The following is a 24,243-nucleotide window of genomic DNA, read 5'->3' as shown; positions in this document are numbered from 1 at the left end:
AAACCCGCGATGTGCCCTAACTGCGCCCTTCGCGCAGCCAGGCCCCGACGATAAAGCCCGAAGCCAGCAGCAACACCAGCCAGGCAGGCAACAATGGCACCTGGGTCACATCCCGCGTTTCAAAGGCCCCGCGCGGTGTCAGCCCGATCCAGCCGCGTCCGGCGGCGGGCCGGCCCTCACGCACATTGCGAATGCGCGGCAGGCCGTCTTCCAATCGCAGCACCCCACCACGCATCGTGTCGATCAATGGCTGAACCACGGATGCGGTGGCAATCGTTTCTTCAAATTCCTTGGGCGCAGCGGGGCCCAACCCGATTACACTCTCCAGATCGCCATCCACAAGACGATACAGCCCGATTTCCGGCCCCTCATGTACCGCTTCGAACCGGCCCGGGCTGACCTCTTCCAGATCCAATACCACTTCGGATCCATCCGGCCCGATCACCGTGACGGGCCCGGCGGTTTCATCCAGCGTGCGGCGCACAATCCGCATGGTCTGGCCAGTTGCCTCGGCATAAAGGGTCTCTTCTTCGAGTTCCGGCTCTTTCATCATCCAATGCGCAAGACGGCGCAGCAATTCCAATTGCGGCCCCCCGCCTTCGAACCCGCGACTCCAGAGCCAAGCATGATCACTGGCCAAAAGCGCAACACGCCCCTCGCCCACCCGGTCGAGCACCAGCAACGGTTGATCTTCCGCACCGGACATCAGCGTCGTGCCGCGTTCCGGCGTGATCTCGATCTGGCGCAGCCAGCGGCCCCAATCCTCTGGGTTGCCCAATCCGGCGGTCACTGGATGACGCTCGCCCTCGTCGGTCACTTTCGGCGCATAGCCCTGTTCGATCACCCGGGATGTTGGCGCGGCCGGCACCACCACGGACAAAGGCGACCGATAGAGCGAATCCGCACTGGCAAAATCAGGACCAGCCGCGATCAACACCGCCCCCCCGTCTTCGACATATCGCGCCACGTTATCCAGATAGATCGCCGGCAGGATGCCCCGGCGTTTGTAGCGATCAAAAATGATCAGGTCGAAATCGTCGATCTTGTCGAGAAACAATTCCCGTGTTGGAAAGGCGATCAGCGACAATTCCCGCACCGGCACGCCGTCCTGTTTTTCCGGTGGCCGCAGAATGGTGAAATGCACCAGATCAACCGAGGAATCCGATTTCAACAGGTTGCGCCAGGTGCGCCCGCCGGGATGAGGCTCGCCCGAGACCAGCAGAACCCGCAAACGGTCGCGCACGCCGTTGATCTGGATCAGCGCGGTGTTGTTGCGGTCCGTCAGCTCTCCCTCGGCCTCTGGGACGATGAATTGCAGCACGTTGCGCCCACCATGTGGCAGGGTCATCGGGATTTCGATGTCTTCGTTCAGCGGCACGGTAAAGCTTTGCGATTCCGCCCCGTCGATCGACACCAACAGGGGCGTTTCCGTGTCCCCCGGCGCGGCGCCGCTGTCCTCGACCCGCAAGGTCAGGGTGACGGGTTCCCCCAGAATGGCAAAGGCCGGGGCGTTGCGCACAATCAGGCGACGATCCCAATCGGTGTCATGCCCGGTCATCAAAAGATGCAGCGGCGCAGGCAGATTCGGCGCGCGTTCCATGTCATGCACCCGGCCATCCGACAGCGCGATAATGCCGGAAATCCGTGCCTGCGGTTCCTCTGCCAGCGCGGTGTTCAACCCGGTCATCATCTGCGTGCCAAGATCGCCTTCGCCATCGCCAACCACGATGCGCCGCACCTCGGTATTGTCGCGAGCGTTCAGCATCGTTTCAATCGTGTCCGCGGCGGCGGCGGTCACCGTGGCGCGGTCATCCAGCGCCTGCGATGCGCTTTGGTCTTCGACCAGCATGACAATATCGGTCAGCGCCGCGCGGTCTTCTTCCTGATAGGCCGGTTGCGCCAGGGCCGCCAGCACCACCAAACCACCCAACAACCGCAATCCCCAGCCTGACAAGCCCCGCCACAGGGCCAAACCAGCGGCGATCAGCACCAAAACCCCGACCCCGGCCAGAACCGCCCAGGGCAGCATCGGATCAAAAACAATGGTTCCGCTCATTGGCCCAACCTGTCCAGCAACGCAGGCACATGCACCTGGTCCGATTTATAATTTCCGGTCAACACATGCATGATCAGATTGACCCCGAAACGATAGGCCAGCTCGCGTTGGCGTTCGCCGGAATAGCCGCGCCCGACAGGATAAAGCGCATTGCCGCCCGCATCCATGGCCCAGGCCGCCGCCCAATCGTTGCCGCCAATCACCACCGGCGTCACCCCGTCGTTCAGGTTGCGAAACGGCATGCCTTCGATCTGTTCGGCGTCCGGCGGCGCGGCTTCGACCCAGATATCGCGACCGGCGTGCCGACCGGGAAAATCCTGCAACAGATAGAATGTGCGGGTCAGAACGTGATCGGCCGGCACCGGTTCCAGCGGCGGAATATCCAGTGGCGCAGCCAGCCGTTGCAAACGCTGGCCATTGGGCGATGCGGCCCCGAAACTGGCCACATCCGCATCGCGGGTGTCAAACAGGATCATCCCGCCAGAGCGCAGATATTGGTTCAACTTGGCATAGGCTTCATCCGACGGGATCGGCTGATCCACACTGATCGGCCAGTACAGAAAGGGAAAAAACGCCAGTTCGTCGCGTTCCAGATCGACGCCAACCGGATCGGCAGGCTCGACCGAAGTGCGAAAGAACAGGGTTTCCGACAGGCCGCGCAGGCCGTCTTCGGCCATTTGATCCAATTGACCGTCGCCGGTCAGTACATGGGCCAACACCAGTTCCGATGTCACAGTCAGGGCAAAATCATCGTTGTCTTGTCGTTCTTGCGCATGGGCAAATTCGGGCACCAGCAACAGGGCGAACACCACGGTTGCAGCTGTGCGCACCCCACCCGACAGCCGCCCGGCCAACGCCAGTGACGCGATCACATCAACCAGAAGCATGGCCAGAGCCGCGCTCATCAAGATACCGGCCAACGGGGTTTCCTGTGGCTTGCTCAACCCTTCGACCGGTATGCGCGCGGGCCAGACCGCCGGGGCCAGTTCGGTTTCCGCGGTCACCACATTGCGCGCCAATCGACGATCCTCGTTCTGATACAAGCCCGGCAAAAGATCCGGCCCAAGTTCCGCAGTGACCAGATCCGGCCCCTCGACCCCGGGGCGCGTCCCTGCATCCCGCAAGCTGCCAAAGGCATCCATGACCTGCAAAGGTTGCCATGTGGTTCCATCCAGCGACTCGGCGCTTGGCGTGGTGGCAGAGGATGACACCGCCAACCGATCCAGCATCTGCACAAACAGACCCGACAGCGGCAGGGTCGACCATTCGGCGTTGGCGGTGACATGCACCAGCACGACCTGCCCCTGTCCAATACGTTTGCGCGTGACCAATGGCGTGCCATCGGCCAGTTGCGCGATCACCCGATCGGCCAAGGTCGGATCGGGCTGCGCCATGACCTGGGCGGTAACGCGCACTTCGTCCGGCACCGGCAATCCGGCAAATGGGCTGTCCTCGGCAAAAGGTGCCAGCGCCTTTGGCTCGCCCCAGGACATTGCGCCGCCCACGGTGCGCCCGCCCGCGCGCAGCCGCACCGGCATCAGCGCATGTTCTTCGGCCCGGCTGACATCAGACGCCGCAAGCCGCGGCCCGGCAAAACGCAATAGCAGACCGCCCTGTTCGATCCAATCCAACAGCGCATCTTCCTCGGCCGGGGCCAGCGTCGCCACATCGGCCAGCACAACCACATCCGGGTTGGCGGGCATGATATCGCCCAGCGCGCCCTGCAACAGCTCGGCATTGGGGGCCAGCGCCTTTTCCAGATAATGCAGCGGCGACAACAGCTCCAGTCCTTCGCGGTCTTCGCGTCCGGCAATCAACGCCACCTCGCGCCGTTGCAGGCTGTCGTCAGACAAAGCCACAGCCGCAACCGACCGCTGGCCTTCAACCTCAAACCGTGTGATCCGGCCGCGCAATTCCGCAGGCAAGGACAGCGAGACCTCGGCGCGGTCCGCACCAGCGGCAAATTCCACCGGCACCCGCGCCAAAACGGCGGCATTGCCCGACGGGTCGCGCCCATGGGCCACAACGCTGGCCACATAGGGGCCGGCAGTGTCCAGCCGCCGTAACGCCAACTCAATCGCGCCATCGGCAAATCCCGGCGGCGCCATCACAATCAGGGGCCGGGCAGATTGAACAACCCGCACCGCGCCATGCGTTTCCAAGGTCGCCAGCATGTCATCGCGGCCCGGATGTTCCAGCCCATCCGACAACCAAAGCGTATCGAAACGCTCTGCGCCCAATGTCGCGGCTGCGGCGGCATAAAGATCCTGGCCCGGCACCCATGGCTCTGGCCCCAAACCCGGCAGGCGCGCACGCCAGGCGTCTGCGGTTTGAAACTGCAATGGTTTCGGGTCGGTCATCCGCAACATGGCCACGGTGCGCCCATCACGCTGCGCCTCTTGCAGCAAAGCCTCCAGCGCCTCTTGTTGCGCGCCCCAATCCCCGGCACTGGCCCAGCTTGCATCCATCGCGATCAGCAGCGGCCCGGTGCCGCGTTCGCCCGCCTCGCGCGGGTTCAGGATCGGACCGGCCAGACCAATGATGATCGCCGCCACCGCCAGAATGCGCAGCAACAACAGCCACCAAGGTGTGCGGTCAGTGATCTGGTCGTCATCTTTCAGACCCAACAGCAGAACAACACCGGGAAACATCCGCCGGATCGGCGCGGGCGGCACCGCGCGCAGAATGATCCAAAGGATCGGCAGCGCGATCAGCCCCAAAAGCAGCCATGGTGTCAGGAACCCGATGCCAAAGAGGGTCATTGCCCCACCTCCATCGCGCGATACAGCCACAACAGCGCAGCATGGGCCGAGTGGTCGGTGTGGTGCACATGATATTGCCACCCCGTGACCCGCGCGATCCGGCTCAGCCAATCCTTGCGTTCGGCCAGGCGCGCCAGATAGCGATCGCGCAGCTCGCTGGCCTTTAACGTGTCATGGCGGACAGATTTGCCAACGCTTTCGAAAATCGTCCGACCGCGAAACGGAAACGCCTCCTCGCTCGGGTCGAGCACCTGCAACAGCACGCCGCGCACGCCACGATCCGCGGCTTTGGTCAACGCCGCTTCGACCGGTGCGGGATCCGCCAGAAAATCAGAGACAAAGATCGCCCGCGCATGCGGCAGCATCAATCGTGCTTCCGGCTCGGCGTAATCTTCGGGCTGATCGGTGGAAAACGCGTCGGCCAGCCGCAGGATCTGCGCCTCGCCGCGTCGCGGGGGCAACACACCGCCGGTCAATCCGACGCGTTCGCCGCCCCGGATCATCAGAATCGACGCCGCCAGCGCAATCAGCCGCGCGCGATCCCCCTTTTCCGGCAGATCCTTGGTCGAAGCGAACCGCATCGAGGCCGCCTGATCGACCCAGAGCATCACGCTTTGCGCAATCTGCCATTCGCGTTCGCGCACATAGGTGCCATCGGACCGGGCAGAGCGCCGCCAGTCGATGCTGCGCCGCCGGTCGCCCGGTTGCGCCGGACGGTATTGCCAGAAATCATCGCCCATTCCGGCCCGCCGCCGCCCGTGTTCACCCAGCAGCACAGTGCCAGCCAGTTGTTCGGCCTTGGCCAGAAGCGGCGGCAGGGTTGCTGCCTCGGCCTCGGATCTTGCGCGCAGATGGGCGGGGGTTTGGCTCACGCAGCCGCCTCGGACCGCATCAGGCCCGCTGCCGTGTCATCAATCAGCGCCGAAAGCGACATGCCCCGTGCCCGCGCCGCAAAGTTCAGCGCCATGCGGTGCGACAGCACCGGGCGCGCCATATCCAACACATCCTCGACCGAGGGCGCCAAACGCCCGTCCAACAAGGCCCGGGCGCGCACCGTCAGCATCAGGGCCTGCGCCGCACGCGGCCCCGGACCCCAGGCCACGTTTTCGCGCACAAGGTCGCTGGCCTCGGCCTCTTCGGGGCGGAAGGCACGCACCAGATCCAGGATCATCTCCATCACGCTTTCGCCCACCGGCATCCGCCGCAACAGGGTCTGCGCGGCAATCAATTCTTCGGCGGTAAAGACACCATGCGCCTCTTCCTCTGCCACGCCGGTGGTGGCCAACAGGATGTCGCGTTCGGTGTCGCGGTCGGGATAAAGCACATCAATCTGCACCAGAAACCGGTCCAATTGCGCCTCTGGCAGGGGATAGGTGCCCTCCTGCTCGATCGGGTTTTGCGTCGCCAACACATGAAACGGCGCGGTCAGCACCCGGTTTTCGCCCGCAACGGTCACTTGTTTTTCCTGCATCGCCTGCAGCAAGGCCGATTGCGTGCGCGGGCTGGCGCGGTTGATCTCATCCGCCATCAGAAGCTGACAGAAAATCGGTCCTTCGATGAATTTGAACGCGCGCCTGCCATCCTCGCTGGTTTCCAGAACCTCCGAGCCCAGAATATCGGCCGGCATCAGATCCGGCGTGAACTGAATCCGGTTGCCATGCAGGCCCATCACGGTCGACAGGGTTTCCACCAACCGCGTCTTGCCCAAGCCCGGCAAACCGATCAACAACGCATGCCCGCCACAGAGCAGCGCCGACAGTGTCAGGTCAACCACCCGTTCCTGACCGATAAACCGCTTGGTGATCGAAGCCCGCGCAAGCGCGAGCTTTTGTTCAAGCGCCTCGATGTCAGCAACTAGATCCGGGGCGTCATTCATGGAAACTGCTCCTTGCGCACTATGTCGTTGTGGGTGAGTGTATCGCTGAAAAAAGAAATGGCAAAAGCAATGACGTCACAAAATCGCGTGGTCCCCTCGGCTGACGGGCTTGCGGCCTCGGCCAAGGCGGCCAGCAAAGGTAAGGGTTTACCGCCTGTGCACCTTTGGAACCCACCTGACTGTGGTGATCTTGATATGCGGATCGCACGGGACGGGACGTGGTTTTACCTTGGCACCCCCATAGGGCGCAAGGAACTGGTGCGGCTGTTTTCAACCATTTTGCGCAAGGATGGCGACCGCTATGTGCTTGTCACGCCAGTGGAAAAGGTCGGAATTACCGTTGATGACGCGCCGTTTGTCGCCGTGGATTTCGAGGTTTCCGGCAGCGGCGCGGACCAATCCCTGACGTTTGAAACAAATGTTGGCGATTTTACCACCGCTGGCCCGGATTTTCCGATCCGGGTCGAACGCGATGCAAAAACAGGCGAACCGGCGCCATATGTCCTTGTGCGCGCAAATCTTGAGGCGCTGATCGACCGCAAGAGCTTTTACCGACTGGTTGAGATCGGGGCACATTCAGAAGTGGCGGGAAAACGCTGGTTCGGCCTGTGGTCGGGTGGCGAGTTTTTTCCTATCATCCCCTCGGAAGAGCTGCCCTGACCGGCTTGCCCTTGTCTTTGTTCGGACCTGCCATAGGTCTTTCAACGCGGCCCGATGGTCGCGTGTGAACGGAACCTTATTAAGGAGGCAAGACCATGAATTGGGATATCATCCAAGGTAAGTGGACACAGATCAAAGGCTCGGCCAAGGAAGAATGGGGCGAGCTGACCCAAGACGATATCGACGTGATCGACGGTCAGCGTGACCAGTTGGTCGGCAAGTTGCAGGAACGCTATGGCGTGGCCAAGGACGAGGCCGAAAAGATGGTGGATGATTTCGCCACGCGCGTCGCGGCCTGATACATCATCGCAACCTGACACGAATTTGTCGGACCGGTGGCGGACATGCCGCCGGTCCGGCCCAGATCATTCCAGCGCTCTGACCATTGCCCGGACGCGGTTTTAATGCGCCTCGGCCCAGTTCGCACCCTGCCCTGCGTCAACGACCAGCGGCACATCCAGATGCACCACCGGATTTGCCGCGCCTTCCATGACGTCGCGTGCCACACCGATAAGGTCATCCGCCGCCGCAGCATCCACTTCGAACAGCAATTCATCGTGCACCTGAAGCAACATCCGCGCCGGAAGGCCCGCGATTGCATCCGGCATACGGATCATGGCGCGACGAATGATATCCGCCGCTGTCCCTTGGATCGGCGCATTGATTGCAGCGCGTTTGGCGAAACCGGCATGCGGACCCTTGGCACCGATTTCCGGCGTGTGAATCCGACGGCCAAACAGGGTTTCGACCCGCTTATGCTCTTTGGCAAAGGCCACCGTGGCATCCATATATTCCTTGATACCGGGGAACCGTTCGAAATAGCGATCAATGAAACCCTGGGCCTCGGCCCGTGGAATCCGCAGATTGCGGGCAAGGCCAAAACCGGAAATCCCGTAGATCACGCCAAAGTTGATACCCTTGGCCTGGCGGCGAATCTCTGGCGTCATGTCTTCCAGCGGCACGTTGAACATTTCCGACGCGGTTGCGGCGTGAATGTCCTGGCCTTCGCGGAACGCCTGTTTCAACGAGTCGATTTCGGCAATATGCGCCAGAATGCGCAATTCGATCTGGGAGTAGTCGAGCGAGACCAGCACATTGCCCTTATCCGCGACAAAGGCCTCGCGGATGCGGCGGCCTTCCTCGCTTCGGACGGGAATGTTTTGCAGGTTGGGATCGGTTGACGCCAATCGCCCGGTGTTGGCCCCGGCGATGGAGTATGACGTGTGCACCCGACCGGTATCGGGGTGGATATGTTCCTGCAAGGCGTCGGTATAGGTCGATTTCAGCTTGCTGAGCTGACGCCAGTCCAGCACCCGCGCCGGCAGGTCATGTTCGGTCGCCAGATCGGCCAGCACATCGGCGCCGGTGGCATAGGCCCCGGTCTTGCCCTTCTTGCCGCCCTCGATTCCCATTTCATCAAACAGGATTTCGCCCAGCTGTTTCGGCGAGCCGACATTGAACTTGCGCCCGGCAAGTTCGTAAATCTCATCCTCCAGCCCGGCCATTTTCTGCGAAAATGCATTCGACATCCGGGACAGGGTGTCGCGGTCGACTTTGATGCCGTGCATCTCCATCTGGGCCAGAACCGGCACCAGCGGGCGCTCCATCCATTCGTAAACCCGCGTGACCTTTTTGCGATGCAATTGCGGCTTGAAGAGTTGCCACAGACGCAGGGTGATATCGGCATCTTCGGCGGCATAGCGCGTGGCGACATCAATCGCGACCTTGTCAAAGGTGATCTGGCTCTTGCCGGTGCCGAGCAAATCCTTAATCGGGATCGGCGTGTGCGACAGATACTTTTCCGACAGCGCATCCATGCCATGATTGTGCAGCCCGGCGTTCATCGCATAGGACATCAACATGGTGTCATCAATCGGTGCCACCGCGATGCCATTGCGGGCAAAGATCTTGGCATCATATTTCATGTTCTGGCCGATCTTGATCACCGCCGGATCTTCCAGAACCGGTTTCAACATCGCCAGACATGCCTCTAGCCCCATCTGGCCCTCGGCCAGCTCGTCCGATCCAAACAGATCATCGCTGCTTTCTGCCCGGTGGATCAGCGGGATGTAACAGGCCTGTCCCGGCTCGACGCAAAGCGAAATCCCGACAAGATCCACGCGCATTTCATTGAGACCGGTGGTTTCGGTATCCACCGCCACATAGCCACGATCCTTGATCCGGTCGATCCAGACCTGAAGCGCCGCCGCATCCCGTACACATTCATAGGCTTCCGGCGTGATTGGCAGCTGCTCGGCCTGTTCCTGCGGATCACCGTCGCCGGTGGTGGTATCGGGAATGGTCGGCGTATCGACCCCCAGCTTGTCCGCAATCCGCTTGGTCAGGGTTCGGAATTCCATCTCGGCAAGAAAGGGCAGAAGCACATCGGCTTTTGGGTCGCGGACCTCCAACTCTTCGATGGTGAATTCCAGCTTCATGTCGCAATCAAGCTGCACCAGCCGTTTCGACATTTCGATCTGGTCGCGCTTTTCCAACAGGGTCTGGCGACGCTTGGGTTGTTTGATCTCTTCTGCGCGATCCAGCAGCTCTTCGAGCGAGCCATATTCGTTGATCAGCAAAGCGGCGGTCTTGATTCCGATCCCCGGCGCACCGGGCACGTTGTCGACGCTGTCACCGGCCAGCGCCTGCACATCAACCACCCGCTCTGGCCCGACGCCGAATTTTTCGATCACGCCGTCGCGGTCGATGCGTTTGTTCTTCATCGGGTCAAGCATTTCAACGCCGTCACCGACCAGCTGCATCAGGTCTTTGTCCGACGACAGGATTGTCACCCGCCCCCCGGCCTCACGCGCCTGACAGGCAAGGGTGGCGATGATATCGTCGGCTTCAAACCCCTCGATTTCCTTGCAGGCGATATTGAAGGCCTCAGTCGCGCGACGGGTCAGCGGGAATTGCGGCACAAGATCCTCTGGCGCGGGCGGGCGGTTGGCCTTGTACTGATCGTACATGTCATTGCGGAATGATTTGCCGGAATAGTCGAAAATCACCGCGATATGCGTCGGCGCATCCGGCCCGGTGTTATCCTCGACAAACTTCTGCAACATGTTGCAGAACCCGGCGACCGCACCAATCGGCAACCCATCGGATTTGCGCGTCAACGGCGGCAGCGCGTGATAGGCGCGAAAGATATATGCCGATCCGTCGATCAGATGCAGGTGGCAGCCTTTTCCGAAACTCATGACGCGTCTCCGCTAGGGTCATTGGGTTTCGAACTTGTGCCACGACACGGGGGGCACTGCCACCCGGATTTACCTCTGGCGCAGTTTTGTGGGCGATAGGTAAAGAAATACCAGGCTGGTTAACCTTTTGTTAACCATTCGGCAAAAGGTTGTTGGGTCAACTGTAGCGAGGAAATTGTTATGACTGACCTCTCGACGCCAAGGGGTATTGGCACGTTATCGGAGCAAAGCGACGATCTTTTGAAGCAATCTGAATTGCTTGTTGCGTTGCAGTTGGTGGATGCCCCGGCCGAAGATGCCTTTGATAAATTCACCCGCTTGGTTGTCCTGGCCCTGAACACGCCTGTGGCCTTGGTCTGTGTCGTCGAAGAGGGGCGCGATCGCCAGTATTTCAAAAGCGAAATCGGGTTGGAATCGACCTGGGCCAAACTGCGCCAGACCCCGCTGACCCATTCCTTTTGCCAATATGTGAAACGCGACAATCAGCCGATGATCATCACGGATGCCCTTAACGATCCGCGGGTCCGCGACAACCTGGCGGTCCCGGACCTTGGGATAAAGGCCTATCTTGGGGTGCCGTTTCACGATTGTCATGGCCATCCAATTGGCGCGCTTTGCGCAATTGACACGGAATCCCGCAGATGGAGCGAAAATTGCGTCCGGGTGATGACCGAAATCGCCGCCTGTGTCACCGATCAGGTCCGTTTGCGCATTGCGCTGCGGCAATACCATTGGTGACCCTGACAGGCCCACATGATCCAGCCCTTTGATCCGGCTGGACAAATTAACCAAATCAACACCGACATCCGCAATGCTTGTGGCAGTGAAATACTGCGAAGGGATTCGAACATGTCAGAACTGCCCATACCGGGGGACAATACGCCATCCCCCGCGACAAGTGACTATTTGGCAAATTATGCAGAGATGTTGGTCGGACTTGAAATGGTCGATTCCCCCCCGGAAGAGGCATTTGACAAATATACCCGCCTGGTTGCCCGCACACTGGCCGCGCCGGTGGCATTGGTGTCCGTTGTAGAAGAAGGCAAAGACCGACAATATTTCAAAAGCAGTTTCGGGCTAAAAGGGATCTGGGCGTTGCAGCGGCAGACCCCGCTCAGCCATTCGTTCTGTCAATTCGTCAAACGCGACAACCGGCCGCTTATCGTGACGAACGCGCCCAAGGACGCGCGGATCTGTGACAATATGGCGATCCCGGATCTTGGGGTGCGGGCCTATCTGGGTGTGCCGTTTCACGATCGGAATGGGCATGCGATGGGCGCGCTCTGCGCCATTGATTCCAATCCACGCGACTGGACGCAGGATGACATCGACACCATCACCGATCTTGCCGCCTGTGTCACCGATCAGGTCTGTCTGCGCATGGCACTGCGCCTGTCAAACAACTGGTAGCAGCGGCAATCAGGTGGCGGTGGACCCCTGCGGCCATATCCGTGTCATCAGCCGGGCAACCCAAACGATCAGGGCACCAAGCCCGGCAAAGGCCAGCAACAGACCGGCCATATTGACCAAAATTGCCGCCACGCCGTTTTTTCCAATGTCCAGAAACGGATAGGGGTACACGCCGTCGACACTGGCCCGGACCAAAGCATAGAGACAATAGAGCGCCGGATAGGCCAGCCAAAGCGGAATATCGGCAAACCGCAACCGCGCCTTTGGTTCAAAAAGCACCCATTGCAGCGCGAACCAGATCGGCACAACCGTGTGCAGCATGGTATCAATCACCGCTTCGACCCCCTGAAAATCGGTCAGACTGGCCAGCAAAAGGTGATACACACCGCCCACAGCCGAAATCGCCAGCAACAAACCGGCTGAAATACGCCCGTCCAATCGGCCGCCAAGCGCCAGCCCGGCCGCCGCAAAACCGATCAGCGTGTTGGTCCAGATGGTGAAATAACGAAAGATCGCCCAAAGCGCGGCGCCAAGACCGACATCATTCTGATCCATGTTCAACCCGATACGGGTGAACAGCGTGGCAGCAACCGCAAGCGCCAGAAGCGCCGCAGACATGCGGCGCGCCGTCATCAGTCGGCTGCCGTGTCCGCGAAATCCTTGTGCACATATTTCGCATCGCAATACGGGCATTCAACCCAGCCAATATCCTGGGGGATCTGCAACCAAACGCGGGGATGGCCCAGCGCCACTCCGCCCCCATCACAAGCAATGCGATGGCTTTCAACGATCTTGGTCTCGGGTGCCTTTGTCGACATTCGTGCCATTTCCTTTTGGCTGAACTACGTATGGTTTCCCGCAGAGAACCGATTTCGGTTTCCGTATCCGAGAATGCGTTCTATTTGCGTTATGTGCCAAGAAGAACCGGGGGGCAAGGGGACGCGCATGTCAGACAATGCCATAGAAATAAGCAATCTGCGCAAAATTTATGCAGAACAGAAAAACACTCCGGCGAAAGAAGCGTTGAAGGGGATTGATCTCAACATCCCGCGCGGATCGGTTTTTGGTCTTCTGGGGCCAAACGGTGCCGGGAAATCCACGCTGATCAACATCCTCGCCGGTCTTGTCCTGAAAACCAGCGGATCAGTGCGGATCTGGGGATTTGATCAGGACATCAATCCACGCCAATCCCGTGCCGCGATCGGGGTCATGCCGCAAGAGCTCAATCTTGATCCGTTTTTCGCCCCGCGCGCCGCGCTTGAGGTGCAGGCCGGCCTGTATGGCGTGCCAAAATCCCAACGCAAAAGCGATGAAATCCTGGAAATGGTCGGGTTGTCAGACAAGGCCAATGCCTATGCCCGCACCCTGTCGGGCGGGATGCGGCGGCGGCTCTTGCTGGGCAAGGCGCTGGTGCATCATCCGCAAATCCTTGTGCTGGACGAACCAACCGCCGGGGTCGACATCGAATTGCGCCAGATGCTGTGGGAAAACGTGCGGCGGCTGAACCGGGAACGGGGCATGACCATCATTCTGACCACGCATTACCTCGAAGAGGCAGAGGAAATGTGCGACGAAATTGCCATCGTCAACCACGGCGAGATTGTCGCCCGCGATTCGACGCGCAATCTTTTGGGGCGGCTGGATGCCAAGGCGATGGTCATTCACCCGGAAGGCCCGGTCACAACCCTGCCTGAAGGTCCGGGAATTGAAGCCACACGCAAGGATGACGCCATCCTGCTGACCTATAAATCGGCCCAGACCACCGCCGAAGACGTGCTGGAAGCGGTGCGCAATGCGGGCATCCGCATTCGGGACGTGAAAACCCAAGAGGCCGATCTGGAGGATGTCTTCCTGTCGCTGACGCGGTCACGCGCCTAGCGGGCGATCACGGCAGGATCGAAATCGGCGTGCCGTTTTTGACCATGGCATAGACATCGCGCATTTCCGAATTGGTCACCGCGATACAACCCGCCGTCCAATCACGCCCGCCCTTGCGGTACTTGCTTGGGCGGCCATGGATAAAGATGTCGCCGCCGGGATTGACCCCGGCCTCGCGCGCGCGGGCCACATCATTTGCATTGGGATAATCAATGCCGATCGACAGGTAGAATTCGCTGTTCGGATTGCGCCGGTCGATCCGGTATTCCCCTTCCGGGGTGCGCCCGTCGCCCTGTTTTTCCTTGTGACCCACCGGGCCGAAGCCCAGGCCAACGTCATATTGTTCCAAAACCTCGGCATGATGCAGCAAATACATCTTGCGCGCGTCCTTATCGACGACGACGCGGGTCACTTCGGGGCCATTATAGGTCTTGAACTTGCTACAGGCCGTGACCGACAAAGCCAATAAAATCAGAAGGATAAAACGAAAACGAAACATTGTGCACTGCCCGGTGATTTTTTTGCCTTCATACCACGGCTGTGGCATTTGGCGAAATCACTTTATTGCCGGTTGGCCGCATCCAGACGTTTTTCAATCGCCTCCAGCCGCACCAAAACCTCGTCCCGATAGGCGTCGGTGGCAGCGACATCCTCTTCGTGGTGGGCATCCTGCATCGAATTGACAATCAAACCCACCAAAAGGTTCACCACCGCAAATGTGGTGACCATGATGAACGGGATGAAAAATGCCCAGGCGTAAGGGAAGACCTCCATCACCGGGCGCACGACGCCCATTGACCAGGATTCCAGCGTCATCACCTGAAACAGCGAATAGGCGCTGCGCCCAAGCGTGCCGAACCATTCCGGGAAGGTCGGGCCGAACAGCTGGGTCGCGATGACCGAACCGATATAGAAGATGATCGCCATCAACAGGAACACGCTGCCCATGCCGGGCAATGCGGTGATGAACCCCTCGACCACCCGGCGCAGGCGCGGCGCGGCCGACAGCACCCGCAACACCCGCAGAATACGCAGGGCGCGCAACACCGACAGGCCCTGGGCCGCAGGGATCAATGAAATGGCGACAATCACGAAATCAAACAGGTTCCAGGGACGGCGAAAGAACCCCGCGCCCTGCGCCACCAGTTTCAACGCCAGCTCCACCACAAAGATCCCAAGACAGATCCGGTCGAGCAGGTCTATGACACCACCGGCCTGTGCCATGATCGTTTCCGATGTGGCCAACCCCAGGATGACCGCATTGAACAAGATCACGCCAATGATTGAATTGCGGACCCACGCCTGATCCAACCACGCCGCCAGTTTCGCCTGCATCTATCCCACCCTTTGATTACGCGTCACATATGAGGGCGCGAAAACCGGGCTGCAAGTTCGATATGGGACGACCAGCGGAATTGGTCGACCACCTGCACCCAATCAAGGCGGAACCCCGCCGCAATCAACACCGAAGCATCACGGGCAAAGGTAACCGGGTTGCACGAAACAAAGCCGATTTGCGCAATTTTGGATTTGGCGACTTCCGCCACTTGCGCCTCGGCACCGGCGCGGGGCGGGTCCAGCACCAATGCATCAAATCGATTCAATTCATCCGGCAAAAGCGGGTTGCGGAACAGATCTCGGGGTTCGGTGGTGACTTTCTTCAGGCCTTCGGCCTTGCGCCAACTGTCATCCAGCGCCTCCAGCATGTCGCGCGCGCCTTCGATGGCATGCACCGCCGCAGCACGCGACAGCGGCAGGGCAAACGTTCCACAACCCGCAAACAGATCCGCCACCCGGTCGGCGCCCTGCACCGCCTCTGTCATGGCGGCGATCAATACCGATTGGCCATGGTCCGTTGCCTGAAGAAACGCCCCCGGCGGTGGCACAACACGGATTCCGTCGAATGATTGGGCTGGCGGGGCGCGCATGGCAATCGGTTCCTCCCCCCACACCAGCCGGGCAATGTTGTGCTGGCCGGCAAGTTCGCCCAACCCGACCTCCAGCGTGCGATCCAGAGGTTTGCCGCCGGTGGCAAGAATATCCAGACCATTGGCCGACAATGTAACCTGCACCGCCAGCGCGGCCTTGCGGCTTGCGCCAAGCACGGCCAGCGCCTCGGCCACTGGGCGGGCGGCCACAAGGTCAGGATGCAACAGGTGGCAATCCGGGATTTCCACGATCACGCCAGAGGCGCGGCCATGAAATCCGGCCATGGCCGCCTTTTTTGTGCGTCGCGCGGAAAACGTGGCCCGCCGTCGGCTGCCCGCGGGCGAGGTTTCGATCGGGCGAAACGCCGCATCAATCCCCTGGGCTGACAGCGCACGCACCACGACATCCTGCTTCCAATTTGCCACAAAACTGTCAGAGGCATGCATAAGCTGACAACCGCCGCAGGCCTTGAAGTGCCGACAAGGCGGCGCAACCCGGTCATCAGAGGGCGCGATAATCTTGACTTCGCTCAAGCGGTCGCCGTTCAACCGGCCACTGATCTGTTCGCCCGGCAGGGTCAGCGGTGCAAAAATCGGGCCTTCGGCGATGCCGTCGCCGTGATGTCCCAAACGGACAATGTCATATGTGTTCATTGTGGCTCTTTGCCCTGATCTGTCAGCCCTGTCGAGTGTTTGGCCGTTCCAGATCCGCCAGAAACGCCCGAACCGCCCTGGGCGACGTCAGAACATGCACCGGTTTGGTTTTGGCCGCCAGATCGGCCAGCGCCAGCATCCGCGCCCGGTTGGTATTGCGGGTGCGCCAGATCCAGAGCCAGAATTCGCGGTCAAACCGCTCGGGGCAGTTTTCCGGCAGATCGGCCCGCGTCCGCCCCCAAAGCCGGATCGTACGCCAGAACACCCGCCAGACCCGGCACAGAAATGGCAAATCCAACACAATCAACATATCCGCCCGCGCCATGCGGCTGGGCCAGGTGGCGGAAAGCCCGCCCTCAAAGACCCAGTTTTCGCCCGCCTCGGCCGTCCGCGCCAACGCCACCCTTTCCACCATTGGCCGTTCAACCCATCCCGGCATCCAGTGGATCATATCCACATGGATCACCGGCAGGTCCAGCCGTCGGCCCAAGGTCCGCGCCAGCGTCGATTTCCCGCTGCCGGGCTGACCGACAATCATGATGCGTGTCATTCCGCCGCTTCGGTCAGATTCAGGAACCCGCCTGATTGCCGCTCCCAATAACGGGCATAAAGCCCGTCTTGCGCCAACAATTCCTCGTGTCCGCCCTCTTCGACAATGCGGCCCCGGTCCAGCACGATAATCCGGTCCATCCGCGCAATGGTGGACAAGCGGTGGGCAATCGCCAGCACGGTCTTGCCCTCCATCACCCGATCCAGCGCAGTCTGGATTGCTGCCTCGACCTCACTGTCGAGCGCGCTTGTCGCCTCATCCAGCACAAGGATCGGCGCGTCTTTGACAATGGCACGCGCCAAGGCAATCCGCTGGCGCTGACCGCCGGACAATTTCACGCCGCGTTCACCCAAATGCGCATCATAACCGTCCCGCTTTTCGTGATCTTGCAAATCAACGATGAAATCATGCGCCTCGGCGCGGGTGGCGGCGGCGATCACCTCTTCTTCGGTGGCGTCGGGCTTGCCATATGCGATGTTGTCGCGTGCGGCGCGGTTAAACATCGCGGTTTCCTGGGTCACCATGCCGATCGCCTGTCGCAGGCTTTCCTGTGTCACGCCGGAAATGTCCTGACCGTCGATCAGGATCTGGCCACTTTCAGAATCGTAAAGCCGCAGCAACAACGCCACCAGCGTTGATTTACCGGCCCCAGACGCCCCGACAATACCCAGCTTTTCGCCCGGCTGAATGGTCAGCGTGATGTTTTCGACCCCGCCGATGTCACGGCCATAGGCAAAATTCACATCCCGAAACTCGATCTGGCCTGTGCTGACATCCAGTTTTGTCGCATTGGCCACATCCACCAGTTCATGTGGCGGGGTCAGGGTGCGCATCCCGTCCTCGATCTCGCCCACATTGGCATAAAGCCCCATCAACGTGAAACTGACCCAACCGGTCATCTGCGCCAAACGCAAACTGACCGCGCCGGTCGCGGCAATATCGCCCGCAGTGATCAAACCGCGCGACCAATACCAAAGCGCGCCGCCCACCAACAGCACAGGCAGAACACCGGCAAGGGACATCAGCCAAAAGCGGAATTTGACCGACACGGCCCCGAATTCAAGCTGCCGATCCCGAAAGCGCCCCATTGCGCCCAGCGCGGCGCGATCTTCATGATCTGCATGGGCAAAGAGTTTGACCGTCTTGATGTTGGTCACCGTATCCACAACCTGGCCTGTCACCATCGCCCGCGCCGCCGCGCGCGATTTCGACCGCTTGCGGATCATCGGCATGAAATACCGGATCATCAGGAAATACCCGATAATCCACAGCAAAAGCCCCAGCGCAATGCGCCCGTCCACAGTGCCCAGCAACAGCACCGAACCGATCACCGAGGCCAGCGCAAACAGCACGGTATGCACCACCTCGACCACGACATCGGTCATCGCGCGGGCGGTCTGCATTTCCTTTTGTGCGATACGCCCGGCAAAATCATTGTCGAAAAAGGTCACCGCCTGCCCCAGCGTGTACCGATGCAACCGCGACAACACGAGGTTCAGCACATTGGGCGCAATCACGATGGACTGCGTATAGGCCGACGCCATCAAAACCAGCGGGCGCAGCACCAGAAAAAACCCGGCCACCCCGATCATCAGCCAAAGATGTTCGGAAAACACCTGATCCGGGGAAGAGGTCAACGCCGCATCAATCACCAAGCCCAGGGTCATGGCGGCCAGCACCTCTAGCACGCCGGCAAAGGCCGAAATGCCCCCGGCAAAGCCAATGGCCGGAAAAGCACCGCGCAACCCCCAACGCATGAACCCCAACAAGCTACGCGGCGGCGGCACATCGGTGTGCGCAAAGGGATTGATCCAATCTACCGGTTTCATTCAGCGGCCTCCGCATCTTCGTCATCGTCTGTGTTCAGGAACCCGCCCGATTGGCGCGCCCAGAAGGCAGCATATAGCCCGCCTTCGGCCAAAAGCGCGTCATGACTGCCTTGTTCGACAATCCGACCTTCGTCCAACACAAGGATCCGATCCATCTGTGCAATAGTGGACAGACGGTGGGCAATGGCAATCACCGTTTTGCCCTCCATCATGCCATAAAGCGTGGTCTGGATTGCGGCCTCGACCTCGCTGTCCAATGCGCTTGTCGCTTCGTCCAGCAACAGGATCGGTGCATTTTTCAGGATCACCCGCGCCAACGTGACCCGCTGCCGTTGCCCCCCCGAAAGTTTGACCCCGCGTTCACCGACATGGGCGTCGTAGCCACGTCGGCCCTTTGGGTCCTCAAGCTCAAGGATGAAATCATGTGCCTCGGCCTGTTTGGCGGCGGCGATCATCTCCTCCTCGGATGCATCGGGGCGCCCATAAAGCAGGTTGTCACGCACCGAACGATGCAACAGCGAACTGTCCTGCTGCACCATGCCAATCTGACGCCGCAAGCTGTTTTGCGTCACATGCGCAATGTCCTGGCCGTCAATGCGGATCACGCCGGTTTCCGCATCGTAAAACCGCAACAGCAGCTTGACCAAGGTCGATTTGCCCGCACCGGATCGACCGATCAGGCCAATCTTTTCGCCCGGCTCAATCGTCAGCGTGACCCGGTCCAGCCCGCCACGCCCGCGACCATAATGATGGGACAACCCGTCAAGTTCGATCCGGCCCTTGGTCAGATCCAGCGCCGGGGCATGTGCCACGTCGCGCAGATCAATCGGCTGGGCAATCGTTTCCATGCCTTCCGCCACAACCCCCAATTCCCGAAAGAAAGAGGTCAGTGCCCACATGATCCAGCCGGTCATCGCATTCAACCGCAGGCTTAGTGCCGTTGCCGCCGCAACGATACCCACACTCGCCTGACCCTGCATCCAAAGCGCCAATGCCCAACCGACGACCCCGACAATCAGAAACCCGTTCAGGACCGTCAGCAGTAAATCCATCGTGGTGAAAATCCGCATTTCCTTTTGAAAGGTGACACGGGCATTTTCGATCGCTTCGCGGGCAAAGTTCAATTCATGATCCTGATGGGCGAACATCTTGACCGAATGAATGTTGGAATAGGCATCAACCACACGTCCGGTCACCAGTGACCGCGCATCACTGGCCTCTTTTGACGCGGGGCCAACCCGTTTCACCGTCCACCGGATCAGAACCCCATAAAGCACCAGCCAACACACCATCGGCACCGCCAGCCGCCAGTCAGCCTGGCCCAGCAGTACAAAAGCGCCAATGGCGTAAGCCAGAGAAAAGGTAATGGCGTCAAAGACCTGAAACACCGCTTCGCCCGCCGCTGGCGGGGTCTGCATGATGCGATTGGCAATGCGGCCGGCAAAATCGTTTTCAAACCAGCCCACAGATTGGCGCAGCACATGGCCATGCGCCCGCCACCGGATCAACGTGCCAAAGTTGGGCAAAATGGTATTGTTGAGGATCGCAACATCCAGCGCCTGAAGCAACGGCCGCAGCACCAACAGAAAAACCGCCAATCCAATCAACCAATTGCCATAATCGGCCCAGACCTGTTCCGGGGTGCCGGACAATATGTCCACAACCCAGCCCATGGCCCAGATCAGGCCAATTTCCACCGCCGCCACCAAAACCGACAGCACCGCCGCGATCACAAACACCCGTTTGAAGGGTTGGGAAAAATTCCACATGAACGCCCAAAGCGTCTGGGGCGGGTGATCGGTCTGGGGATAGGGGCAATAGGGATCAATCAGGGATTCGAAAAATTTGAACATGGAGACGCTCCTGCGAGCAAAGGTACGGGATCAAATGGACAAAGGCGTGGCACAAACCACGCATCAGAAAACGCGGTTCAGCCGAGGCAAAAACGGTTTACTGGCTCCATATTGATCTCTCCTGTTCAGATGGATGATTTCTTAGCCCGCCTGTGACGGTTTGTCACCCCCTTTGGGCCATCTTCACAAAAACAACAACATTGCATAGCTGGCCAGCGCCAATGCCATGCCCCGGTTAAACACCCGCCAGGCCGCAGGAGCCTTCAGCAAAAAGGCCAGCAAGGCCCCCGCACTGGTCCAGAACAGGCAGACAAACAGGTTGATACCGGAAAACGTCGCGCCCAGGCGCAGTGCCTCGGCCCAGGGTGACACACCACCGGGATAGGCCGAGGCTGCCGCCAGCGCCACGGCCCAGACCTTGGGGTTGACCCATTGGAACAAAACCGCCTGCACCAATGTCATCGGGCGCTGCCCGGTTTCGGCGTCTTTGGGTTTGGCATTCCACAACGTCCAGGCCATGAACAAGATCCACAGCGCCGCCGCAATCCGCAGCACGGTTTCCAACCGCGGTGCCGCCGCCAAGAGCGCGCCAAGACCAAACCCGGTCAATCCCGCCGTGATCCCGACCCCCAGAACCACCCCCAGCAGATGCGGCAGGGTCGCGGTGAATCCGAACCGCGCGCCCGAGGCCGTCAAAAGAATGACATTCGGCCCCGGCGAAAACAGCCCGAAAAACACAAAACCAAAAAGCGGATCAATCATCCGGCAAAAGATCTTCTCGCCCCAGCGAAAACCCAGAGGCAATCCAGCGCGCCTCAAGCTGACGCAATCGTTCGCCCAGCGCCGGTCCCTGGAATTCCGGCATCAGGTCGGCGGCGGTGATCGGAAATTGCGCAGCGGCGCCCTCTGCCACCCGCGCCAATGCCCGCGCGTCAATATGTTCCTGCATCATCGCCGCGCGCAGGACCAAAAGCTTCTCTGCCAGCTCGGCGCCAAAGCGGTAACCGATTTCACCCGGCGGGGTCATCGCGCCCACCGATTGATGAAAAAATGCCAGATCCTTGGCCTGAGGCTTGGACAGGCGCAACCGGTCGCTGACATCAATACCGCCCAGCGCCGCCAGACGCAGGATCGGATCGGGGGCAATTCCGGTTTCTTCTTCGACATAGACCAGCGGGCCAATCGCAGTATCATCCGCCCCCGGCAAAAGCCGCAGCAAAACGCCGGATTGCTTCATCGCCGCCACAGCACGCGTCGGATCGGGGGCCGCCAAAAGCTTGATCAATTCTGATCCAACCCGCTCCCGTGACAGGCTGTCGAGACCATCGAGATTGCTGGCAATCGCCGCAAGCGCATCTGCGTCAAAACCACCCTTGGCCGCGCCGTACCACGCGTTGAAGCGGAAAAACCGCAAACTGCGCAGGTAATCTTCGCGGATACGGGCATCCGCGTCGTCGATAAAACGGATATTGCGCTCTGCCAGATCGGCAAGGCCGCCAACCGGATCGGTGATCACCCCTTCGGCATCCGCATAAAGGGCGTTCATGGTGAAATCGCGCCGCCGGGCATCTTCGTCAATACTCTCGGCAAAAGCCACCACCGCGCGACGGCCATCGGTTTCCACGTCCTTGCGCCATGTGGTGATTTCATGCGGGATGTGATCGGCAACGACGGTCACCGTGCCATGGTCGATCCCGGTTGGCACCACGTGAAACCCCGCCGTCCGGGCCAGTTCCATCACCCGCTCTGGGCGGGCATCGGTGCTGATGTCGATGTCGGACACCGGGGCATCAATCAGCGCATTGCGCACACAGCCGCCGACAAAATGCGCCGCATGACCGGCATCGGTCAGCATGGCGCAGACGCTTTGTGTCACGGGATTGCGCAGCCAGTCGCCCGAAACCCGTTCCGGTAGATCAACCTTGCCTTTGATCTTGTTGACCAGTTTCATTGCGCCATCCTCTCTGCCAGGCCGCGCAAAATGCGGGCCGTCGCACCCCAGATGTAATAAGGGCCATATGGCACAGTGTAATAGTATCGCCGCACCCCGCGCCAGCGCCGAGATTGGATCAGATACCGGGTTGGATCCGCGACATGCGACAGCGGTACCGTGAACACTTCGGACACCTCGCCCGGTTCCGGGATCGCGACGAAATCGCCATGCACACGCGCCAACACCGGCGTCACCAGAAAACTGCTGACCGTTTCATGCGTTGGCAACTGGCCCAGAACCTCGACCTGATCCGGGCGCAGGCCGACCTCTTCATGCGCTTCGCGCAGGGCGGCGGCGGTGACATCTGCATCGCCCTCGTCCTGTTTGCCACCGGGAAAGGCGATTTGCCCCGGATGGTGCTTCAGCGCCGAGGACCGCTTGGTCAACACGACATGTGGTGCGCCATCGCGCAGAACAAAGGCGCACAGCACACCCGCCGGCCGCAATTTTCGGCCCGCGGGCAATTTGATGTCCGGGTTCAGATCGAAATCCGACGACGTCACGCTGGTGCAATGCAACGCCGCCAGAACAGGCGCGAGGGGGTCAGCCGCCATCAGATCCCTGTCCGACCGATTTCGGGTCCATCTCGTAATGTGCCCCGCAGAATTGGCAATCTGCGGTCACAAGCCCCTCATCCGTGGTCATCTTTTCGATGTCGCGCGCGGAATAGATCGACAGGCTCTGGCGCACCCGATCTTCGGAGCAGGTACAGCCAAAGGTCACCGGCTGGGTATCGAAAACCCTTGGCCGTTCCTCGTGAAACAACCGCACCAAAAGATCATTGGGCGGGACCGTCGGCCCGATCAATTCCAGCTGTTCAACGGAATCCAGCAGGATATTCGCCCGGTTCCAGTTCTCGCCCTCTTCATCATCCGCCAGCAAATCATCAACCGTCAAAAGCCCCTCATCCCCCGACCCACCATCCGTGGCGACAAATGGCGAGGCTTTGGGCATATGTTGCAGCATGATGCCGCCAGCGCGCCAATGTTCCGGCTGTCCCGGTTCAATCGAGGTGCCAAAGCTGAGCGAAAACCGGGTTGGCAATTGTTCCGATTGGGCAAAATAGCTTTCCGCACAGGCGCTGAGCGAGGCGCCGGCCAGCGGCGTGATCCCCTGATAGGGCTGCATGCCCTGCCCCTGGTCTATCAACACGGCGAAATACCCGCTGCCCAATTGGTCAAACGGGTTGGCGTCGGTCAAACGATCCTTGTCAAAACTGGCATAGGCGCGAATGCGGCCGGGGTCACCTTCGGCGGTGGGACCGTAATAATCGGTCGCAATCATCCGCACCGGGCCGTTCGATTGCACCTGAAGCGACAATTTCCACCGCAATTTGATGGTTTGCCCGATCAACGCGGTCAAAAGCGCCATTTCAGCAACCAGCGCCTCGACTTGCTGCGGATAGTCATGTTGTTTCAGGATACCGCCCAATACCCCGTCAAGCCGGGCAACACGTCCCCGGATGTCAGAAGCGTCAAGCTGAAACGGCAGGACAGTATCGTCCCAGGCGATGGCATTTACGGATGTCATGGGATTTCCTTGTTGCCCGTGGTCGGCGTAAGGCCTCTATATAGCGACGAGATCCCAAGGGCCA

22 protein-coding genes are annotated in these 24,243 nt (G+C 60.2%); 5 read left to right on the top strand and 17 right to left on the bottom strand.

Annotated features, from left to right (window positions below):
- Positions 1–16 precede the first annotated feature (16 nt).
- Genes Q4577_RS07445 through Q4577_RS07430 form a run of 4 tightly spaced genes read right to left on the bottom strand, consistent with a single transcriptional unit; the run spans position 17 to position 6,694 of the window.
- On the bottom strand, positions 17–2,056 hold the full coding sequence (locus Q4577_RS07445; protein ID WP_303469080.1) for a hypothetical protein: 2,040 nt from the start codon (positions 2,054–2,056) through the stop codon (positions 17–19).
- Positions 2,053–4,818 (bottom strand): DUF4159 domain-containing protein, encoded by a 2,766-nt coding sequence (locus Q4577_RS07440; protein ID WP_303469078.1) that lies wholly within the window; start codon positions 4,816–4,818, stop codon positions 2,053–2,055. The genes Q4577_RS07445 and Q4577_RS07440 overlap by 4 nt, the downstream gene beginning before the upstream one ends.
- Positions 4,815–5,690 carry a DUF58 domain-containing protein gene (locus tag Q4577_RS07435; RefSeq protein ID WP_303469077.1) on the bottom strand — a complete coding sequence of 292 codons (876 nt, stop codon included), beginning with the start codon at positions 5,688–5,690 and terminating at the stop codon, positions 4,815–4,817. Before Q4577_RS07435 ends, Q4577_RS07440 begins: the two co-directional genes overlap by 4 nt.
- Positions 5,687–6,694, bottom strand: coding sequence for a MoxR family ATPase (locus tag Q4577_RS07430; RefSeq protein WP_303469075.1), 1,008 nt, complete (start codon positions 6,692–6,694; stop codon positions 5,687–5,689). The genes Q4577_RS07435 and Q4577_RS07430 overlap by 4 nt, the downstream gene beginning before the upstream one ends.
- Positions 6,695–6,763: 69 nt before the next feature.
- Between Q4577_RS07430 and Q4577_RS07425 the strand changes: the two genes are divergently transcribed.
- Together Q4577_RS07425 and Q4577_RS07420 are read left to right on the top strand one after the other, a co-directional pair.
- Entirely contained in the window at positions 6,764–7,354 is a 591-nt protein-coding gene (locus Q4577_RS07425) for a DUF1285 domain-containing protein (protein ID WP_303469074.1), read from the top strand.
- 95 nt (positions 7,355–7,449) lie between these two features.
- A complete protein-coding gene (locus tag Q4577_RS07420; protein ID WP_244683843.1) occupies positions 7,450–7,653 on the top strand; it encodes a CsbD family protein in 204 nt (67 codons plus the stop codon).
- Between the two features lie 102 nt (positions 7,654–7,755).
- Here Q4577_RS07420 and polA read toward each other — a convergent pair whose 3' ends face one another.
- Positions 7,756–10,554: a DNA polymerase I gene (gene polA, locus Q4577_RS07415; protein ID WP_303469072.1), complete on the bottom strand. Its 2,799-nt coding sequence runs from the start codon at positions 10,552–10,554 to the stop codon at positions 7,756–7,758.
- 180 nt (positions 10,555–10,734) lie between these two features.
- On the opposite strand from polA, the gene Q4577_RS07410 reads away from it, so the two are divergent.
- Complete coding sequence (locus Q4577_RS07410; RefSeq protein WP_303469070.1) at positions 10,735–11,292, top strand: GAF domain-containing protein; 558 nt, start codon at positions 10,735–10,737, stop codon at positions 11,290–11,292.
- A 111-nt stretch (positions 11,293–11,403) separates the two neighbouring features.
- Entirely contained in the window at positions 11,404–11,964 is a 561-nt protein-coding gene (locus Q4577_RS07405; RefSeq protein WP_303469069.1) for a GAF domain-containing protein, read from the top strand.
- A gap of 9 nt (positions 11,965–11,973) precedes the next feature.
- Here Q4577_RS07405 and Q4577_RS07400 read toward each other — a convergent pair whose 3' ends face one another.
- Together Q4577_RS07400 and Q4577_RS07395 are read right to left on the bottom strand one after the other, a co-directional pair.
- Complete coding sequence (locus tag Q4577_RS07400; protein ID WP_303469068.1) at positions 11,974–12,597, bottom strand: Pr6Pr family membrane protein; 624 nt, start codon at positions 12,595–12,597, stop codon at positions 11,974–11,976.
- The gene (locus tag Q4577_RS07395) at positions 12,597–12,782 is read right to left on the bottom strand and encodes a zinc-finger domain-containing protein (protein ID WP_244683860.1); all 186 of its coding nucleotides are present in this window, start codon (positions 12,780–12,782) and stop codon (positions 12,597–12,599) included. The genes Q4577_RS07400 and Q4577_RS07395 overlap by 1 nt, the downstream gene beginning before the upstream one ends.
- Positions 12,783–12,909: 127 nt before the next feature.
- Between Q4577_RS07395 and Q4577_RS07390 the strand changes: the two genes are divergently transcribed.
- Positions 12,910–13,842 carry an ABC transporter ATP-binding protein gene (locus Q4577_RS07390; RefSeq protein ID WP_303469065.1) on the top strand — a complete coding sequence of 311 codons (933 nt, stop codon included), beginning with the start codon at positions 12,910–12,912 and terminating at the stop codon, positions 13,840–13,842.
- 7 nt (positions 13,843–13,849) lie between these two features.
- Here Q4577_RS07390 and Q4577_RS07385 read toward each other — a convergent pair whose 3' ends face one another.
- The 10 genes from Q4577_RS07385 to Q4577_RS07340 all read right to left on the bottom strand — a co-directional run bounded on the left by Q4577_RS07385 (position 13,850) and on the right by Q4577_RS07340 (position 24,179).
- Positions 13,850–14,341, bottom strand: a complete 492-nt coding sequence (locus Q4577_RS07385; RefSeq protein ID WP_244683862.1) for a murein L,D-transpeptidase family protein — start codon at positions 14,339–14,341, stop codon at positions 13,850–13,852.
- Between the two features lie 62 nt (positions 14,342–14,403).
- Positions 14,404–15,177 carry an ion transporter gene (locus Q4577_RS07380; RefSeq protein WP_244683864.1) on the bottom strand — a complete coding sequence of 258 codons (774 nt, stop codon included), beginning with the start codon at positions 15,175–15,177 and terminating at the stop codon, positions 14,404–14,406.
- Positions 15,178–15,200: 23 nt separating this feature from the next.
- Positions 15,201–16,424 carry a class I SAM-dependent RNA methyltransferase gene (locus Q4577_RS07375; protein ID WP_303469063.1) on the bottom strand — a complete coding sequence of 408 codons (1,224 nt, stop codon included), beginning with the start codon at positions 16,422–16,424 and terminating at the stop codon, positions 15,201–15,203.
- Positions 16,425–16,446: 22 nt separating this feature from the next.
- Complete coding sequence (locus Q4577_RS07370; protein WP_303469061.1) at positions 16,447–16,974, bottom strand: AAA family ATPase; 528 nt, start codon at positions 16,972–16,974, stop codon at positions 16,447–16,449.
- Complete coding sequence (locus Q4577_RS07365; RefSeq protein WP_303469060.1) at positions 16,971–18,803, bottom strand: ABC transporter ATP-binding protein; 1,833 nt, start codon at positions 18,801–18,803, stop codon at positions 16,971–16,973. The genes Q4577_RS07370 and Q4577_RS07365 overlap by 4 nt, the downstream gene beginning before the upstream one ends.
- Complete coding sequence (locus tag Q4577_RS07360; RefSeq protein WP_303469059.1) at positions 18,800–20,656, bottom strand: ABC transporter ATP-binding protein; 1,857 nt, start codon at positions 20,654–20,656, stop codon at positions 18,800–18,802. The genes Q4577_RS07365 and Q4577_RS07360 overlap by 4 nt, the downstream gene beginning before the upstream one ends.
- Positions 20,657–20,839: 183 nt before the next feature.
- Positions 20,840–21,418, bottom strand: coding sequence for a LysE family translocator (locus tag Q4577_RS07355; RefSeq protein WP_244683887.1), 579 nt, complete (start codon positions 21,416–21,418; stop codon positions 20,840–20,842).
- Positions 21,411–22,607 (bottom strand): CCA tRNA nucleotidyltransferase, encoded by a 1,197-nt coding sequence (locus tag Q4577_RS07350; protein WP_303469057.1) that lies wholly within the window; start codon positions 22,605–22,607, stop codon positions 21,411–21,413. The genes Q4577_RS07355 and Q4577_RS07350 overlap by 8 nt, the downstream gene beginning before the upstream one ends.
- On the bottom strand, positions 22,604–23,203 hold the full coding sequence (locus Q4577_RS07345; protein ID WP_244683893.1) for a CoA pyrophosphatase: 600 nt from the start codon (positions 23,201–23,203) through the stop codon (positions 22,604–22,606). The genes Q4577_RS07350 and Q4577_RS07345 overlap by 4 nt, the downstream gene beginning before the upstream one ends.
- Complete coding sequence (locus Q4577_RS07340) at positions 23,193–24,179, bottom strand: Hsp33 family molecular chaperone HslO (protein WP_303469056.1); 987 nt, start codon at positions 24,177–24,179, stop codon at positions 23,193–23,195. The genes Q4577_RS07345 and Q4577_RS07340 overlap by 11 nt, the downstream gene beginning before the upstream one ends.
- Positions 24,180–24,243 lie beyond the last annotated feature (64 nt).

This window comes from Marinovum sp. 2_MG-2023 (assembly GCF_030548265.1).
Classification (GTDB): Bacteria; Pseudomonadota; Alphaproteobacteria; order Rhodobacterales; family Rhodobacteraceae; genus Marinovum.
This window is presented reverse-complemented; position numbering and strand designations above follow the sequence as displayed.